The organism is Microbulbifer discodermiae (genome assembly GCF_040742695.1).
Lineage (GTDB): Bacteria > Pseudomonadota > Gammaproteobacteria > Pseudomonadales > Cellvibrionaceae > Microbulbifer.
In genome coordinates this window covers 1-16,044 of sequence record NZ_JBFLAB010000026.1, presented here as the reverse complement: position 1 = coordinate 16,044, position 16,044 = coordinate 1, and the positions used below count along the sequence as shown (strand labels likewise).

The following is a 16,044-nucleotide window of genomic DNA, read 5'->3' as shown; positions in this document are numbered from 1 at the left end:
ACCACGGATCCAGAAAAAGTGCAAAGTGCCGACCACCTATGACTTTTTAGCAATTTTTACCAATCACTGTAGCCAGTCGCTAACACAGTATAGTGATCTGTATTGTTAATTGAGCCCATTAGGATACTATGGAGCGGCTTTCCGGAGGTGCCGGAACGCAACAACGATTAAAGTGCGCCCCGCCCTAATTCTGCTCTCTACGGAGCTATAGACCAATTTGCCGGGGTCGCTAGAAATACGCGACAGGCGAGAATTATGTCCAACGCCAAACGCAGTCTCGCAGCGGCAACCGCCCTCGTATGTGCATCCACCAGCTACGCCCAGGAGTCCCCGTTCAGTCAGATGGTCACCTTCGATGATAACCTGACCGATGTGGGCAACACCGGTATCGCCACCAGCGGCGACAACAAACAGGCTGCCATCAGTATCATGTACCAACAGCCAGCTCTGGGGCCGGCTACCCTCTCCTGTGCCGATCCCAACCTCTGCCTGCCGGAGGCGAACCCCAGCCTCAGTGAAGAGCAATTGCTGGACTGTGGGGAGCCATCACACCGCCGACTTGCTGTTGAACATTATCGGCACCCGGGGTTATTTGGACTATCTGTCCCAAAGCGGTATGGCCCTCGACGTTGACGCCCACAACTTTGTCAGCGCACTGCTGCCCGATCCAACGCGCGAAACCAGCACCGGACTTTACGCCGACCTGGAACAGCTGGGATTACTGCTCCAGGGCGATGTTGGCGTAGCGCTACTGCGCGCCGCAGCCGACTAACTTGAAGCAGCGGAGGTCTTCCCGGATGCCGATTGGCAGCGGTGTGCGGTCCACTTCTACCGCGATGTGTTGTCCCACGTACCACACGGGAAGATGCGGGAGGTGGCGGCAATGCTGAAGGCCATTCATGCCCAGGAGAGCCGTGAGGCCGCCGAGAGCAAATCAAAGGATGTGATCAAGAAGCTGCAGGCCATGAAGCTCAGGGCCGCGGCGGAGTGGGTGGAGAATTCGATCCACTAGACACTGGCCCGCTATGCCTCCCCGCCGCAGCACTGGCTGAAATTCGAGACCAACAACCCTATGGAGCGGCTTCTCAAGGAGGCCCGGCGCAGGGCCAAAGTGGTGGGCGCATTCCCTGATGGAATTTCTACACTGATGCTGGTGGCTGCCAGGTTGAGACACGTATCCAGCACCTCCTGGGGAAGCCGGCAAGTACATGAATATGAAACTTGTCAACGAGATGGATCAGGAGGTCATGCACTCGGCAGCTTGATGAATGGCCGGGAAGACCCGCGAAAAAAGTGCGAATAAATATTGATACTGCCGTTGGTTTTTGGTAATGATAAAAAAATTTCTTTCATAACTAATAACCAGGGATTTTGGCTTAACAATGAAACCAGCTCAATATTATATACTGACTTTTTGTCTCCTTTTTTTATCCAAAGCGGCTCTCTCCCAGCCATTAATTTATACCGATGAGTTCAACCTGGACCAGAAGGGCGGGGGGGAGTATTACGAAAACTGGGTTGAGCCCGGGCAGGCGAACTATCTGGTGTCCACCCGGGAGGAACTGGTAGACGCCCTAAGCCAGGCGACCTTCGGGCAGATTATCTATGTGGACGATGATGCGGAGATCAATCTGGGTACTTATGCGTTTTTACAGATTCCAGACGGGGTAACCCTTGCATCAGGCAGGGGGAGAGAGGGCAGCAGCGGTGCGCTGTTGTTCACTGAGGCGTGGGGCAACAGCCGGCTTATCTTCGAATTGCACGACCGTTCCAATATCCGGATTACGGGTCTGCGATTTAAAGGCCCCTACTTTGCCGCCGACACCTCCCGCTGTGATGGCGAGGAAGTGGATGCCGTCAACATTCGCTCATCCCAGGCTATTGAGATCGATAATAATGAATTTTTTGGCTGGCCCCGCGCCGCCATCAATATCATCAATTCACAGTCCATTGAAGTGCATCACAACGCTCTGCACCACAACCGGCGCAATGTCAGCGCCGGGCAGTGCCAGGACGGCCAGTTGGGTCAAGCCGTGGCGACTAACCTCAGTAAAGACCTCAACATTGAGCATAATATTTTTCAATACAATGGCCAGGATATTGTCAGCCGTGAGGAGCCGTGGGAGGCGCCAGCCGACTACAGTTACAGGTTTACGGCGGCGTATAACCTGGTTCTCGGCGGCAATATCGGTGAGAATTTTGTTTTCTACCGCCGCAGTCCTTATAATTTTAATTTTTACATCACACACTCTTTTGAAATTCATCACAATGCTTTTTTCAAACCCAGCGGGGCCGGGATCAGACTAGATCTACAACCCGTCCTATTTGCCAGGGTTTACGACAATGTGTTCTCCCACAGTAATCAGGGCAGCGCCGTCGAACTGCGCTATGAGTCCGAAAGTATATATGTTTTCGACAATCACTACGGAGAGCCGAAACCGAATGACTGGAAAATTTCCCTTTCCGGCAACCAGGGCTGGCAATACCGTCGTTTCAGAAGTCATGACTTCGACAGCGTGGCATGGGGGGATTTCGACGGCGACGGGGCAACCGATGCATTTCTTGCCGACGGCAAGCACTGGTATTTATCCTCAAAGGCAAAAAAAGCCTGGAAGAAAATAAATACATCGGCAGCCCCCCTCAAAGACCTGCGCTTTGGTGATTTTAATGGCGACGGAAAAACCGACGTTTTTCGGGCCAATGGCAAGCACTGGTATGTCTCCTGGTCCGGAACCAGTGGCTGGCAGAAAATTGGCACATCTGTGGTTTTGGCAAAAGACCTCTATGTTGGTGATTTTAACGGAGACGGTATCGACGACTTATTGACCGACGTGGTTAACTCCGGAGCTTGGTCTGTATCGTGGTCTGGGAGATCCGGGTGGGATCTGGTATTGTCTCGCCCAGCGACGCGATTGTCGGAGACCCGATTTGCAGATCTTGATGGGAATGGCATAGCGGAAGTCTATTGGGCTGATGGAGCACGACTGCGCCGAGCTATATCGCGCGATAAGGGGGGCTTTTTCCGGTTTATTAACACTGGCACTTGGGAGTATTTTAGCGGAGGGATTTCCATAGAAGAATTTCGCTTCGCAGATTTCGACGGCGATGGTAAAGACGATTTTTTTAGAGTGAAAAATTCAAAATGGTATGTTGGGTTGAGTAGAGGCTTTGAAAAGACTGAATGGAGGGGAGTCAATAGGTCATCCATCCACATAGAAGATCTGGCGGTACACGATTTTACCGGTAACGGTAAAGCCGATGTGATGAGTCATTGAATCCTGTTGGAAGCTGGGCGCCATCTCAGGATGGCGCCGAAGGCGATGCCCAGCAAGCAGATCCAGGTGGCGGTGCGCTACCGGATCTAGACCGCAGTAATTTCACTGTCCCTGGCCCGGCGCGGCCTGTTGTGCCAGGCTGGACCGCCTTTCACTGGCGCGACGGGACAAGACAATGAGTGAGCAACGACTGATCGGAAAAAGGGTACTGGTGACCCGGGCCGAGGACTATATGGGGCCGGCGACCATCGAACTGTTTGCTGCACGGGACGGAGATTGTGGCCCATACCCGGGACCTCACACAAGAGGGCGCCGTTCAGGAACTGGTGGCGGATAGCGGGCAGATTGATCTGTTAGGGGGCCTGTTCACACTAAGGCCTGTTGACACTAACTGAGCAGGTCCTAGCCACAGGTCCAACACTGGCGCAAAGCGCCGACCATCTCCAGCATTCCCGGCTGACTTTGCCACTCAATGTACCCCGACGCTGGAGCAGTCCAGTGACCGGTATTGTTAATTGAGTCCATTAGGATACTATGGAGCGGCTTTCCAGAGGTGCCGGAACGCAACAACGATTAAAGTGCGCCCCGCTCTAATTCCGCTCTCTACGGAGCCATAGACCAATTTGCCGGGGTCGCTAGAAATACGCGACAGGAGAGAATTATGTCCAACGCCCAGCGCAGCCTCGCGGCGGCAATCGCCCTCGCATGTGCATCCGCCAGCTACGCCCAGGAATCCCCCTTCAGCCAGGTGGTCGCCTTCGGCGATAGCCTCACCGATGTGGGCAACGCCGGTATCTTCACCAGCGGCGACAACAAACAGGCTGCCATCAGCATCATGTCCCAGCAGCTGGGGCTGGGGCCGGTCACCCCCTCCTGCGCCGGCCTCAACCTCTGCCTGCCGGAGGTGGACCCCAGCCTCAGTGAAGAGCAGCTGCTCGCCTCTGCCCAGGCGCAGGTCCAGGCCGCCCTGCCCAGTGTAGGCGGCGGCTGGGCCGTCGGTGGCCATCACACCGCCGACGTACTGTTGAACATTCTCGGCACCCGGGGTTACCTGGACTATCTGTCCCAAAACGGTATGACCCTCGACGTTGACGCGCACAACTTTGTCAGCGCACTGCTGCCCGATCCAACCCGCCAAACCAGCACCGGGCTCTACGCCGACCTGGAACAGCTGGGATTACTGCTCCAGGGCGATGCTGTAGTGGCGCAACTGCGCGCCGCAGCCGACCAGTTTGAGGCAGCGGGGGACCTGGCGAGTGCCGCGGCTTACGATGCCCAGGCGGACGCGCTGCAAGCCCAGATTGATGCGGCACCGGCGACCATCGTGACCGACTCCGGTGTTACCGGCAACCCGCATCCCCTGGGCCTCGGTTATCTGGAAACCACATTTGGCCGCGCAGATCCAAAGGCCCTCTACTGGGTCAATGGCGGCGGCAACGACCTTCTCGGCGGTTTTGGTGCACTTCTCTCCGGCGCCATCGACGCCGGCCAATACACAGCCGGCATCAACACCGCCGCCAGCATGCTGGCGGATGCGGCCGGCGCCCTGTCGGATGCCGGCGCCAACTATATCCTGGTGTCCAATGTGCCCGACGTGAGCAAAACTCCAGGGTTGTTTGCAGCGGTCAGCGCCGCCGTCAACGGCAGCGCCGAAGCGGCGCAACTCCAGAGCGCCGTGGCCGCAGGGTTGATCACTGCGGAAGAGGCCCAGGCACAGCTGGACGATGCCATCGAAACCACCCTGGCCGAGGCCAGTGCCGCCAGCAACGCTTTCAACCAGACACTGGTCAATGCCGCCCGGGACATAGATGGCGTGCTGATAGTGGACCAGTTTGGTGTACTTCAGGTTTCGCTCGCCAACGCCGCCGCATTTGGCCTGTCGCCCGACCTGGACCAGAGCAGATTCTGTTATGACGGCAGCGGCGGCGACTGTATCGAACACCCGGTGTACGGTATCAACGGCAGCGATCCAGACGACACCAGGCTACTTTTTAACGACACAGTACACCCGACCCAGGTGGGCCAGAATTTACTGGCCGACTACTATACCGCAGTGGTCAACGCCGCCCAGGTCGCCGGCCAGTTGCCGGACCTGAGCGTACAGGCCGCCCGCACCCACACCAACACCCTGGATGCCCGCCTGCTGGGCAGCCGCTACCGCGACGCACACAGCGAAGTATTTGTGAGCGGTGTGTTTGGCGAGAACGATTACGATGGCAGCCTGGGCCTGGCCGCCAGCGGCGACGGCAGCGGGGGGCTGATCGGAGCCACCTACGCCCTGCGCGACAATGCCGAAGTGGGCTTTGCTTTAAGTCGCAGCGACAGTGACACAGAGAACAACCTGTCCGCAGTGGAATCCACCGCAACCAACTACAGCCTGTTCGGTCGCCTGCACCACGACATATTTTTCGTCGACGCCAGCGCCACCCTCACCGATATGGATTACGACCGCATATCGCGCAACCTGCGTCTGGGCAGCAGTTTCAACCAGAACCTTGACGCCAGTACCAGCGGTGAAAGCCTGTCCCTCAGCCTCACTGGCGGGGTTAACCTCTCCACCGGTGCAGCGCAGTTTGGCCCCTTCGCCAATGCCACCCAGACCAGGGTGGAGGTGGACGCATACAGCGAAGATGCCATTAGTGGCTTTACCTACACTGACGCCAACGGTGTCGAGCGAGACCCGTTCGGCATGAATTTTGGCTCCCAGGAACGCCGCTACACCACCATGCGCGTCGGCGCCTTCGCCAGTATGAGCTGGAACTCGGTCAGTGCCTACGGCCAGATCTGGTACGAAGACACCACCGGCAACGAAACCGACTCGCTGGAGGTTGGAGTGAAATCCATAGAGGGGAATATGAACGCCATGCCCAGCTATGACAGCACCGATACCGGCCTGTTCGAGGACGGCGCTGGCGCCCAGGTCGGCCTGCGCTGGCAGGCGGCCAGTGCCATTGATGTCAGCGCCAACCTGACCGCGCGCCCCACTTCCGAGACCGGTGCCATCAGCGTAAGTTACCGTTTCTAACCACAAAAACAGAAGTGCCCGCTGCATCTGCAGCGGGCACTTCTCCCTTCCTTACGCCTTGGGGCTGCTGAACGCAATTCAAAGCCTCCCGCTGCCGCGGACTCCCGATACAAGGCCTGGCAATATAAGGGCTCTGCCCCGGACAACCATATGCACCTGATACAGACCCCACGCCTGCGTATCAGGCGTTTCCATCCCGGCGATGCCCCCTTTATCCTCAAGCTGGTGAACGATCCGGATTTCCTGCGCTATATCGGTGACCGCAAGGTTCGCAATCTGGAGGACGCGCAAGCCTACCTGGAAAGAGGCCCCATCGCCATGTACCGCGACCACGGCTTCGGTCTGTATATGGTCGAAACCCACAGCGGTGAACCCATAGGCACCTGTGGGCTGATGCAGCGGCAGAGGTTGGCCCACGCGGATATCGGTTTCGCGTTTTTGCCGGAATTCCGCCACCGGGGTCTGGCAGAGGAATCAGCCCGGGCGGTTCTGAACTATGCCCTGGAGGAGCTGGGACAGCCCAACCTGTTTGCCATAGTGCAGGCGGACAATCTCCGCTCTATCCGATTACTGCGCAAAATCGGCTTCAAGGCCGAGGGTTGGTTTCGCCTGCCCGACAGCGACGAGCCCCTGAGTTTAATGGCGCTGCATAGCGAAGCGTCACAGGACCTGGACAGGTAACCCTTTGACAAGAGCCGGCGGTGAACTAGGCTGCAAATTATCCCCTGTTCAGGAATCACGAGGCGAATCATGATCATTGCCACAGACATGCCGGAGGTCGCTCAGTGCGCCGCGATTCAATGCGCCTACAACAGTGACCACAACTGTCATGCCCGCGCCATCACCATTGGTGGAGATGCAAACCCCGGCTGCGACACTTATTTTGCCAATTCCAGCCACACCCTCAGCAGTCGCGCCGCCGGCGTCGGGGCCTGCAAGGTCACCAGTTGCAGCCACAACGACGACTTCGAGTGTTCCGCCGACAGCATCCTTATGGATACCAACGGCACAAGTGTGCGCTGTATGACCTACAGTACCCATTAGCAGGTTGTTGAAAAAGCCCTCCCTGGCTTTCCGCAAACCCTCAACGACAAATCAAGCAGTTACATGCTTGATTTGCGGCCCGAACATCCCTGTTCGGGACGGCAGGCTGCTGAAAAATACTTTTTCAACAGCCTGCCAGGGCTTGTTTACACTAAGCCCCGACTTGCAGGCGCTAAACCCTATTGGCCCGCCTGGCGGTTGTCGGCGGGTCGTCGCCGCCCACTCCCCCAGCCCGGCATCAGTGCGAAACCGGTGCAAACTGCGATCAGCCCAACACTGACCAGCAGCCCCAGTAATGACTCCTGTGGCTGCTGTTGATAAAGCCAGCCTCCGGCGGCGAACCCTATGCTGTAACCGCCGGTATGCATCATCGACAGGGTTCCAAAAAGCCTGCCGCCGCGCAGTCCCGACTGACTCAGCAGGGCACTGTAACCCGGCACCAGAAAAGCGGTACCCACCACAAACAACAGCAGTCCCACCGCCGCCGCGCCTCCCCCCAGAGTCGTGTAGAGCAACAATGTACCCACACCCAGGGACACCACCCCCAGAATCAGGCTCAACTGCGGCGCCTCGAGTCGACGCACTAATCCCACCTGGACCACAAAGCCGCAAATAGCCACTGCTGCCAGCAGCACCGCAGCGGTGGATGACGCCCCCAGGGCGCTCAGGCCATATAAATCCTGCAGCACCGGCCCCATTACCACCTGCAATTGGCCCACACTGACCGTGCCCAGCAAAGCTGTGGCAAAAAGTGCCAGAGCAGCCGGGGGCAGAGGCGCTTTCAAAGAAGTTTTCGCCGGTTTGTCGGCCGCCCTGGCACTGGGGAGGCTCATCGTCAACAAGAGTGCAGCGAGGGGTAGCACAATCAACCAGGCCAGTGGCCACAGATCCCCCAGCAGCAGGGCCGGTAGCACCAGCAAGGGCCCCAGCCCCCGGCCCAGATTGGCTGCGGCACTGAGCCCCGAGAGAGTCGCCAGTCGCCTGGCCGGATCACCGGATTTCACCGCCCAGGCCTGACAGCCGGGGTAAATGGCGGCAGCGTGCAATCCGTACATCACCCGGCTGGCCATCAGGGCCGGCATTGCTTGACTCCCGTCCCAATGGCCCAGCGCCATCCCCAGCAACAGGACCACAAACAGGCACTGGGCGAGCAGCGCACCCACCAGACCCGCCAGTACAACTGACTTGCGACCTATCCTGTCGCCCAGACTGCCCCAGGCGGGCCCGGCGATCATCAGGCAGAAGGTGCCCAGGGCCACCAGGCCGCCAATACTGGCCAGCTCCAGACCACAGTGTTCTGCAATCAGAGGAATCTGGGTGAGCAACACCATCTGCACAGCGCCCTGGCTGGCCACCACACCATGGATTTTCCGCCGCTGCAGCGATTTCCGCATCCGGGACTCCACCAATAAAAACAAAAACTAAACCCTGCCAGGCGCCCTTTCCCTATTCGTAAACTATTAACCCGGCAATTTATTGAGCTGTCACCACAGGGCCAACTCAGTTGGTGTCAACAGGCCCGAATAAAAGCAGAAAAATTTCCCGCCCACAGGCTTGCAGTGCGTCCAAATTACCTGCATGATATTTTAAATGCAAACCATTATCGTTTTTATTTAAAGAAAAATGCCCAACATGAACATCTCCCCATCCGGTATGGCTGCTCCGCTCCCCGCCGCGGAGCCGGACCATGGCCGCAATGTGTTTCTGGCGGCACAAAGGCTGTCGGCCAACTGCTTTTTCAACGCACTGTTGCGGGAAACCGGCTGTGGCACCTGGTACCGCCGGGAGAGAAGACCACTGCCGAACGGTGTCTCAGCACCGGCTGTCTGCATCCCACTTGCCACCGGCAAAACCGAGTTGTGGCTGAATGTCTCCTATTTCAGCGAGTGTGGCAGACACCAGTTTGCACTTCCAATCGTATGGCGCAGTGGCGACGGCCACTGTGCCCAGGTGGATCTCGCGCAGGCCGCACAGCTGGTGGCGGATGAACCCGGTTTTTTCCCCGGTGCGGACAGGGTATCCCGCGCGCAGTTTACCCGGCGTGTAGAGGCCAGTGTCGACAATATGGCGCAGGCCCTGAGAGCGCGCAGCTCCGACTGCGAACACTTGTTTGCCCAGCCGCTGACTTTTGTAGAGGCGGAGCAGGGGCTTCTGTGCGGCCATGCCATCCACCCGACCCCCAAAAGCCGGGAACCTTTCACCGATGAGGACGCGCAGCGTTACGCACCGGAATTCGGCAATCACTTTTCCCTCACTTGGCTGGGGGTGGACGCGCAATTTGTGCGCGGCGCCAGCAGTGCCCAACTCAGCCAGGGCGCCGTCACCGACCGAGTGAGGGAGGGTGACGGCGTTGCCCCGGCACCGGGGGGCATGGTGGCCCTGCCGGCCCATCCCTGGCAGTGGCGCCGACTGCGCAAAGACGCGCGACTGGCGGCACTGATCGCACAGGGGAAAATTATCGAGTTGGGCTGTGGCGCAGCCTCCTGGCACGCCACTTCCTCGCTGCGCGCCGTTTACAGTGCGCAGAGCCCTTATATGCTGAAATTCTCCCTCAGCCTGCGCCTGACTAATTCGGTTCGCACCCTGCAGCCACAGGAGGCAGCCCGTGGCCTAGAAGTACTCAAGGTGCGCGATACCCCGGCGGGGCGCGAATTCACTTCTCGCTACCCTCACTTCCACATATTGGCAGAGCCGGCCTATCTGATGCTCACTGACAGTGAGGGCGAACAGATCGTCGAGAGCCTGGTGATGTTTCGCGAAAATCCGTTTGTTGGGGAAAAGTCCCGACAAGCCTGTGTGCTGGCGACATTGACCCAGGATCATCCGCAGGGGGCTCCCTGCCGCGCGGCGCAACTGATTCTACAGCTGGCGCAGCGGCAGCGTCTTTCACCGGCAGCAGCCACCAGGCGTTGGTTCGCCGCCTTTTTGGATGTGGTCGTTGAACCACTGCTGATTGCCCAGGCGGATTTTGGCATGCTGTTTGGCGCCCATCAGCAAAACCTGATTCTCGCCTTCCGGGACGGGATCCCGGTTACCGGTTACTTTCGCGATTGCCAGGGCACGGGATACAGCCAACTGGGAGAGCAGCTGCTGCGCCCCCATCTGCCGGATCTGGCCCGGGACGGTGACAACCTGATCCACGAGGCGCAGGCAAACCGTCTCTTCGTTTACTACCTGATCGTCAACAGCACTTTTGGCCTCATCTCCGCTCTGGCCGCCGCGGAGCTTTTGACCGAGCGGGAATTACTCTGTCAGCTGCGCGATCGGCTGCAACTGCTGTGGGAGGGAAGGCGAAAGGATCCCAGTTGCCTGGAGTATCTATTGCACGACGCGGAAATCTGGGCCAAAGGCAATTTCCAGTGTGCGCTGACCGGAATGAACGAAACCACCAGTGCAGACCCATTTTCCATATATCACAGATTGCCAAATCCCCTGTTGATCCGGCAACCGCACAGGTCGCAGGGTTAAGGCAGCGCAAGGATGTGTCTCCAGCGAATGGAGGCCGGCTCTGAAAAGGACCTCATCAGATAAAGCAGTTTCACCAGATTATTAACCCGGGAGCTCAATCAACTGCCGGGTTAATGTGGCATAGGGATGTGCCAGCGCCGGGCAGAGGCCGGCGCAAGCCCTTGAAAACCAGGCGATTCCGCGTAATTGCGCAGGTTTTCAAGGGCGACAATCCAATGGATGAAGGACCATCTATTGGATTGCCGCGTTAAAAATAACCGCAAACACCCAGAGAGGGATTACCCCGGCGCTGGAAATCCCAATGGTTATCGCAACTATAAGGAAAGGAGAATGAACAGCCTCGCGGCCAGAACCGAATCAATGAACCGGCGGAGCGGCACACTGCCCGATGGACGCCGCTGGGATGCCCTCGAGAGGGGCTTTCACTGTCAACTCAACGGGGGGATATTGATCGCGATCGATTATATCCCCGGGGGCGAATCCGCCCGGATCAAGGGGCCCGTGGACGGCATTGCGGATGCGGAACTCGACCAGTGGTTTGACTGGCTTTTCGCCCTGAATCCCGCTTTGCAACGCATAGTGGTATCGGCCCCGGGCCGCATCCGCACCACTGCCGTCAAGGAAATATCCCGGGTGGATTTCTACAGCCGGCCGGAATTATGGTATCGCGGCAACAATGGCGGCAACTTTCCCCTGCAGTGGGTGGAGAGTGAATCGGGATTGCGCCATCCCCTGCGACTGGCACCGCTCAGGGGCGAAATATACCGCCGCCACTTTTACTCCCTGGGTATGGATTTAAGCCTGCGCCATCTGGACCCCGAACAGGACCTGGAGTTATTTACCCAGTGGATGAACCAGCGACGTGTGGCGCGCTTCTGGGAAGAAGCCGGAGATATTGCGAAGCAGAGACGCTATATAGACCAGGTCCTGCAGGATCCCCATAAATCCCCCCTGATTGCCAGCTTCGACGATGTGCCATTTGGCTATTTTGAAATCTACTGGGCGATGGAGGACCGCATTGCCCCCCATTGCGACGCACAGCCCTACGACCGCGGCTTTCATCTACTGGTGGGAAACAAGCGTTTTCTGGGTAACCGTTTTACCCGTGCCTGGCTGAATGGCGTCTCCCACTTTTTATTTCTGGACGATAACCGCACCCAGACCCTGGTGGGTGAACCCAGGGCCGACAATATCGCCATGCTGAAGTATTTAAACGAGACATTCGGCTGGCAAAAAATCACTGAATTTGATTTCCCGCACAAGCGGGCTGCCCTGGTGCAGTGTGAAAGGGATATTTTTTTTCGTGCCATGGGGGGCGTATGAACATAGAGGATCTCTATTGGAGGCAGGCCAATCGCAGACTGCTGGCAAAATCACTGGCGGAGCTTTGCTACGAGCAGGCCCTGGTGCCGAGCCCCGGGAAGGACGGCGTCTGCCGGGTTTCACTCAAGTCCGGGGTGGACTATCGGTTTCGCGCCCGCCTGACCATTTGGGACTGGCTGTATATAGATGTCGCGAGCCTGGAGCGCGTATATAACGGCCGAGCCGCGCCGGCAGAGGACGCAGCGCAGTTCTTTATCGACGCCGCCGCCAACCTGGAGGCCAGTCCCGCCACCCTGGGCAATTTGCTGCAGGAGCTGGCCAACTCCCTGGTGGCCGACGTGACCCTGTTGCAAAAACAGAAGGGGCTTGACGCCGGCACACTGGCGCAGCTGCCCGACGAGCAGCTGCAGTGCCTGCTGGACGGACACCCCAAAGCCATGGTCAACAAGGGGCGCATAGGCTGGGGAGCGCAGGAATTCGATGCCTATGGCACCGAGTCCGCCAAAGGCGTGCGCCTTTTATGGCTGGCGGTCAGGCGCGAATTAACCGTCAGCGGCAAGGGGGATGGCTGGGACTGGCCGCAACTGTTAGCCGAGAGCCTCAACAAAGAAGAGTGCCGGCAACTGGACTGGGTAGCGCGGCAGAAAGGTATCGACTGGCAGACCTTCCTGCCCCTGCCGGTACACCCCTGGCAGTGGCAGCACCATATCCGGCAGCACTATGCGCAGCCAATCAGCCGCGGTGACCTGGTATTCCTGGGCGAATTTGGCGATGCCTACCTGCCGCAGGTATCGCTGCGCACCCTGTCGAACCTGTCGCGCCCACAGGCACTGCACCTGAAACTGCCGCTGACTGTGTTAAACACTTCCTGCTACCGGGGTATCCCGGGCAAGTACACCCGCTGCGGGCCGGCGCTGTCCGCCTGGATGCAGCAGCTTTGCCAGCGCGATGCGGAACTGAGCGCGCGGGGTACCTGTGTTATGCAGGAAGTGGCGGGAGTGCAAGTCCCACAGATGCACCAGGAGCAGATAGACGGGGGGCCCTATCGCTACCGCGAACTGCTCGGAGCCACCTGGCGGCAAAGTCCCGCCAGCCTGTGCGCCCCGGATGAGCGGCACCTGTTGATGGCCGCACTGTTGCAGCGCGACGAAGGCGGCAACTCCGTGGCGGCAGCACTGATCCGGGCATCCGCCCTGTCCGCCCAGGAATGGCTCGAACACCTCTTCGATGCCACCGTAGTGCCCCTCTACCATCTGCTCAGCCGCTACGGTATCGGCCTGGTGGCGCACGCACAAAATATCACCCTGGTATTGCGCGCGGACAGGGTCGTGCGGGTTTTGCTGAAAGATTTCCAGGGTGATCTGCGCCTGGCGCAGGGGGACTTCCCGGATCGTGCAGACCTGCCTCCTGAGGCACTGGCGGCACTGGATCAACTGCCCCCCAGCCACATTTTCCACGACCTGTTCACCGGGCATTTTGTCACGGTACTGCGCTATCTGTCGGCACAACTGATGGCGGAAACCGGGCTGCACGAACTGGACTTCTACGGCGTGCTGGCCCGGGTTCTGCGCCGTTACCAGAATGCAGCCGTGCTGCAGGACCCGCAGATGACGCAGCGTTTTCACCAGTTCAACCTGTTCCGCCAGTATGTGGAACGGGTCTGTATCAACCGCGTGCGCCTGCGCCAGGGTTACGACGACAGTGCCGCGCGGCCTGTGCCCATTATCGGCGGCAAGCTGCACAACCCCCTGTGGTTGGCCGAACAGCGGCAGCGCACACAGGATTCCAATGAACCAGAGACCCTTTCCCCAGCGGAGGCCACTTTATGATGCACTGCCTGGATCTCGCCGGAATCGGCGCCGGCCCCTTTAACCTGGCGGTCGCCGCCCTGATGCGGGAACAATCCCTGAGCCACCGTTTCTTCGAAGCCAAAACGGAGTTTTCCTGGCACCCGGGGCTGATGCTGCCGGGGGCCATGATGCAGACTTCTTACCTGAAGGACCTGGTCACCCCGGTGGACCCGACCAATCCCTGCAGCTTCCTCGCCTATCTGGTGGAAAAAAAACGTTTTTACGATTTCCTGCACGCGGAACAGCGCACCGTGAGCCGCTGCGAGTTCGCGGATTACCTGAGCTGGGCCGCCCACCGCCTGAAGTCCGTGCAGATGGGCAGCCGGGTGCACAGTGTCATCGACCAGGGCGACCACTTCCGGCTGGATGTACAAGGCCCCAGCGGGCGTGAATCGGTATGCGCGCGAAACCTGTGTATCGCCGCCGGCAAAAAGCCCCACTTCCCCCTGTGCAGTAAACCACTGTTGTCAGACAAGTGTTTCCATGCGCTGGAAATCGCCCTGCGCGATCCCGACGTCAACGACAAGCGTATTGCGGTAATCGGCGGCGGCCAGACCGGCGCCGAAGTGGTGATCAACCTTTTGAGCGGACACTGGGGACGGCCGGCGCAGGTAACCTGGGCATCCCGCCGCAGCAATTACCTGCCGCTGGATGAAACACCCTTCACCAACGACTGGTTTACCCCCGAATACGTCGATGCATTCCGCCAGCTGAGCCCACACCGCCGCGAGGAAATTGTCGCCGAGCAAAAACTGGCCTCGGACGGCGTTTCCCCGGCCACCCTCACCCAACTCTACCAGCTGTTCTACCGGCTGGCGCACCTGGAGGGGGATTCCGAGCGCGTGGTGCTGATGCCCAACCGGGAACTGGTGGCTATGTCCTGCCGCGGCGATTACCAGTTGCAGCTGGAAAACCATCTGCTGGGAGATATCCGTGGCCGCGAATGGATCAGCGCGGACATGGTGATCCTGTGCACCGGGTTGTGCGAAGCCCTGCCGCCGTGCCTCGCTCCCCTGCAGGAGAGAATTCCCCGCGATGACCATGGCCGACTGCTGCTGGACAACGCATTTTCCACCCGGCTTGAAGGGGATAGCGGCGAGCGCCGCCTGTATTTCCTGGGTACCGGCCGGGCCAGCCACGGCATTGCCGAGCCACAGTTGAGCCTGTCCGCCTGGCGGGCCGCGCAGGTGGTCAATGACCTGCTCGAAACGGAGGTGTACGACATCCGCCAGACCGGCAATTTTATGAAGTGGATAACCCCGCAGACGTCCCGGGTCGCAGTAGCCTGACCCCCTGCCGAACCGCCGGAATATGGATGTTCCGGCAAAATCGGCGACGCCTGAGTCGTTGATTTTGAGAGAAAAGTGAAAATCACATTTTTCGCTTTTCGTGTGTTGAAACAGGCAGGATGCCTTTTTTCACCAACCTGCTCGGGCCTGTGCAGCAATGACAGTAGCCACAGCTGGCTGAAACAATGTCCGTATAGACACGGACCCATTCATTGTTTTTTCAACCTTCCTTAATTCCTCGCTTTCCAGTTACCAAACTGTGTGTCTATTGCCTTCGGCCCACGGAGAGCGTGTCGATTTTAACCAGTCCCCTGGCACTCGGCGTTCAAAGCCAGACAACCCGGACACTGGCATCTGTGTATTTTCTCAATTCAATTGTGACTCAACGCAAACTTCGAACCGCTTTATTTCAGGCACATCACTAAACTGACCGATTGGCGTCTAAATCAACATATCGAGCACTGATGTGTATGAGGATTTAGGCGCAACCTTCGTCAACTAGCTACTGTTTGCATTGAATCAATACGATGAGTTCACAAACCTGTTGGCAACCGTACTGAGATACTGCCGTGACTGCGAAAGTTATCGTCATTACAACAAACTCACATAACACAGAAAGGTACCTGTCTGGGGTAGCCTGATTTCTCCGGACAGTCCCGATTGTTACCATAGGCAATTGGGAGTATGTAATGACTATGAGAAAGACTTATTCAATAGAGTTTCGTTCAGAGGCCGTAAAGCTGGTCCTTGAGCAGGGCTTGACGCAGGCG

General features: G+C 58.4%; 11 protein-coding genes and 1 pseudogene. 11 read left to right on the top strand and 1 reads right to left on the bottom strand.

Annotated features, from left to right (window positions below; translation table 11 throughout):
• The first annotated feature begins 255 nt into the window (after positions 1 to 255).
• The 7 genes and pseudogenes from AB1S50_RS11000 to AB1S50_RS10970 all read left to right on the top strand — a co-directional run bounded on the left by AB1S50_RS11000 (position 256) and on the right by AB1S50_RS10970 (position 7,344).
• Positions 256 to 633 carry a hypothetical protein gene (locus tag AB1S50_RS11000; RefSeq protein WP_367150713.1) on the top strand — a complete coding sequence of 126 codons (378 nt, stop codon included), beginning with the start codon at positions 256 to 258 and terminating at the stop codon, positions 631 to 633.
• Entirely contained in the window at positions 617 to 772 is a 156-nt protein-coding gene (locus tag AB1S50_RS10995; protein ID WP_367150712.1) for a hypothetical protein, read from the top strand. The genes AB1S50_RS11000 and AB1S50_RS10995 overlap by 17 nt, the downstream gene beginning before the upstream one ends.
• Before the next feature lie 66 nt (positions 773 to 838).
• Positions 839 to 1,303, top strand: a pseudogene (locus AB1S50_RS10990) (transposase).
• Positions 1,304 to 1,382: 79 nt separating this feature from the next.
• Positions 1,383 to 3,275: an FG-GAP repeat domain-containing protein gene (locus tag AB1S50_RS10985; RefSeq protein ID WP_367150711.1), complete on the top strand. Its 1,893-nt coding sequence runs from the start codon at positions 1,383 to 1,385 to the stop codon at positions 3,273 to 3,275.
• A 661-nt stretch (positions 3,276 to 3,936) separates the two neighbouring features.
• On the top strand, positions 3,937 to 6,300 hold the full coding sequence (locus AB1S50_RS10980) for an autotransporter outer membrane beta-barrel domain-containing protein (RefSeq protein WP_367150710.1): 2,364 nt from the start codon (positions 3,937 to 3,939) through the stop codon (positions 6,298 to 6,300).
• Between the two features lie 150 nt (positions 6,301 to 6,450).
• On the top strand, positions 6,451 to 6,981 hold the full coding sequence (locus AB1S50_RS10975; RefSeq protein WP_367150709.1) for a GNAT family N-acetyltransferase: 531 nt from the start codon (positions 6,451 to 6,453) through the stop codon (positions 6,979 to 6,981).
• A gap of 69 nt (positions 6,982 to 7,050) precedes the next feature.
• Positions 7,051 to 7,344: a DUF1540 domain-containing protein gene (locus AB1S50_RS10970; protein ID WP_367150707.1), complete on the top strand. Its 294-nt coding sequence runs from the start codon at positions 7,051 to 7,053 to the stop codon at positions 7,342 to 7,344.
• Positions 7,345 to 7,523: 179 nt separating this feature from the next.
• On the opposite strand, the gene AB1S50_RS10965 is transcribed toward AB1S50_RS10970, so the two are convergent.
• The gene (locus AB1S50_RS10965; RefSeq protein WP_367150706.1) at positions 7,524 to 8,738 is read right to left on the bottom strand and encodes an MFS transporter; all 1,215 of its coding nucleotides are present in this window, start codon (positions 8,736 to 8,738) and stop codon (positions 7,524 to 7,526) included.
• A gap of 238 nt (positions 8,739 to 8,976) precedes the next feature.
• On the opposite strand from AB1S50_RS10965, the gene AB1S50_RS10960 reads away from it, so the two are divergent.
• From AB1S50_RS10960 to AB1S50_RS10945, 4 genes are all read left to right on the top strand, one after another.
• On the top strand, positions 8,977 to 10,812 hold the full coding sequence (locus AB1S50_RS10960; RefSeq protein ID WP_367150704.1) for an IucA/IucC family protein: 1,836 nt from the start codon (positions 8,977 to 8,979) through the stop codon (positions 10,810 to 10,812).
• Between the two features lie 330 nt (positions 10,813 to 11,142).
• A complete protein-coding gene (locus tag AB1S50_RS10955) occupies positions 11,143 to 12,135 on the top strand; it encodes a GNAT family N-acetyltransferase (protein ID WP_367150703.1) in 993 nt (330 codons plus the stop codon).
• A complete protein-coding gene (locus AB1S50_RS10950) occupies positions 12,132 to 13,964 on the top strand; it encodes an IucA/IucC family protein (protein WP_367150701.1) in 1,833 nt (610 codons plus the stop codon). Before AB1S50_RS10955 ends, AB1S50_RS10950 begins: the two co-directional genes overlap by 4 nt.
• Positions 13,961 to 15,274, top strand: coding sequence for a lysine N(6)-hydroxylase/L-ornithine N(5)-oxygenase family protein (locus AB1S50_RS10945; protein ID WP_367150700.1), 1,314 nt, complete (start codon positions 13,961 to 13,963; stop codon positions 15,272 to 15,274). The genes AB1S50_RS10950 and AB1S50_RS10945 overlap by 4 nt, the downstream gene beginning before the upstream one ends.
• The last annotated feature ends 770 nt before the right edge of the window (positions 15,275 to 16,044 follow it).

What these genes read in the sequence shown, in the direction of transcription:
- AB1S50_RS11000 (WP_367150713.1), top strand. Translation starts at nt 256, where the DNA reads ATGTCCAACGCCAAACGCAGTCTCGCAGCGGCAACCGCCCTCGTATGT.
- AB1S50_RS10995 (WP_367150712.1), top strand. Translation starts at nt 617, where the DNA reads ATGGCCCTCGACGTTGACGCCCACAACTTTGTCAGCGCACTGCTGCCC.
- AB1S50_RS10985 (WP_367150711.1), top strand. Translation starts at nt 1,383, where the DNA reads ATGAAACCAGCTCAATATTATATACTGACTTTTTGTCTCCTTTTTTTA.
- AB1S50_RS10980 (WP_367150710.1), top strand. Translation starts at nt 3,937, where the DNA reads ATGTCCAACGCCCAGCGCAGCCTCGCGGCGGCAATCGCCCTCGCATGT.
- AB1S50_RS10975 (WP_367150709.1), top strand. Translation starts at nt 6,451, where the DNA reads ATGCACCTGATACAGACCCCACGCCTGCGTATCAGGCGTTTCCATCCC.
- AB1S50_RS10970 (WP_367150707.1), top strand. Translation starts at nt 7,051, where the DNA reads ATGATCATTGCCACAGACATGCCGGAGGTCGCTCAGTGCGCCGCGATT.
- AB1S50_RS10965 (WP_367150706.1), bottom strand. Translation starts at nt 8,738, where the DNA reads ATGCGGAAATCGCTGCAGCGGCGGAAAATCCATGGTGTGGTGGCCAGC.
- AB1S50_RS10960 (WP_367150704.1), top strand. Translation starts at nt 8,977, where the DNA reads ATGAACATCTCCCCATCCGGTATGGCTGCTCCGCTCCCCGCCGCGGAG.
- AB1S50_RS10955 (WP_367150703.1), top strand. Translation starts at nt 11,143, where the DNA reads ATGAACAGCCTCGCGGCCAGAACCGAATCAATGAACCGGCGGAGCGGC.
- AB1S50_RS10950 (WP_367150701.1), top strand. Translation starts at nt 12,132, where the DNA reads ATGAACATAGAGGATCTCTATTGGAGGCAGGCCAATCGCAGACTGCTG.
- AB1S50_RS10945 (WP_367150700.1), top strand. Translation starts at nt 13,961, where the DNA reads ATGATGCACTGCCTGGATCTCGCCGGAATCGGCGCCGGCCCCTTTAAC.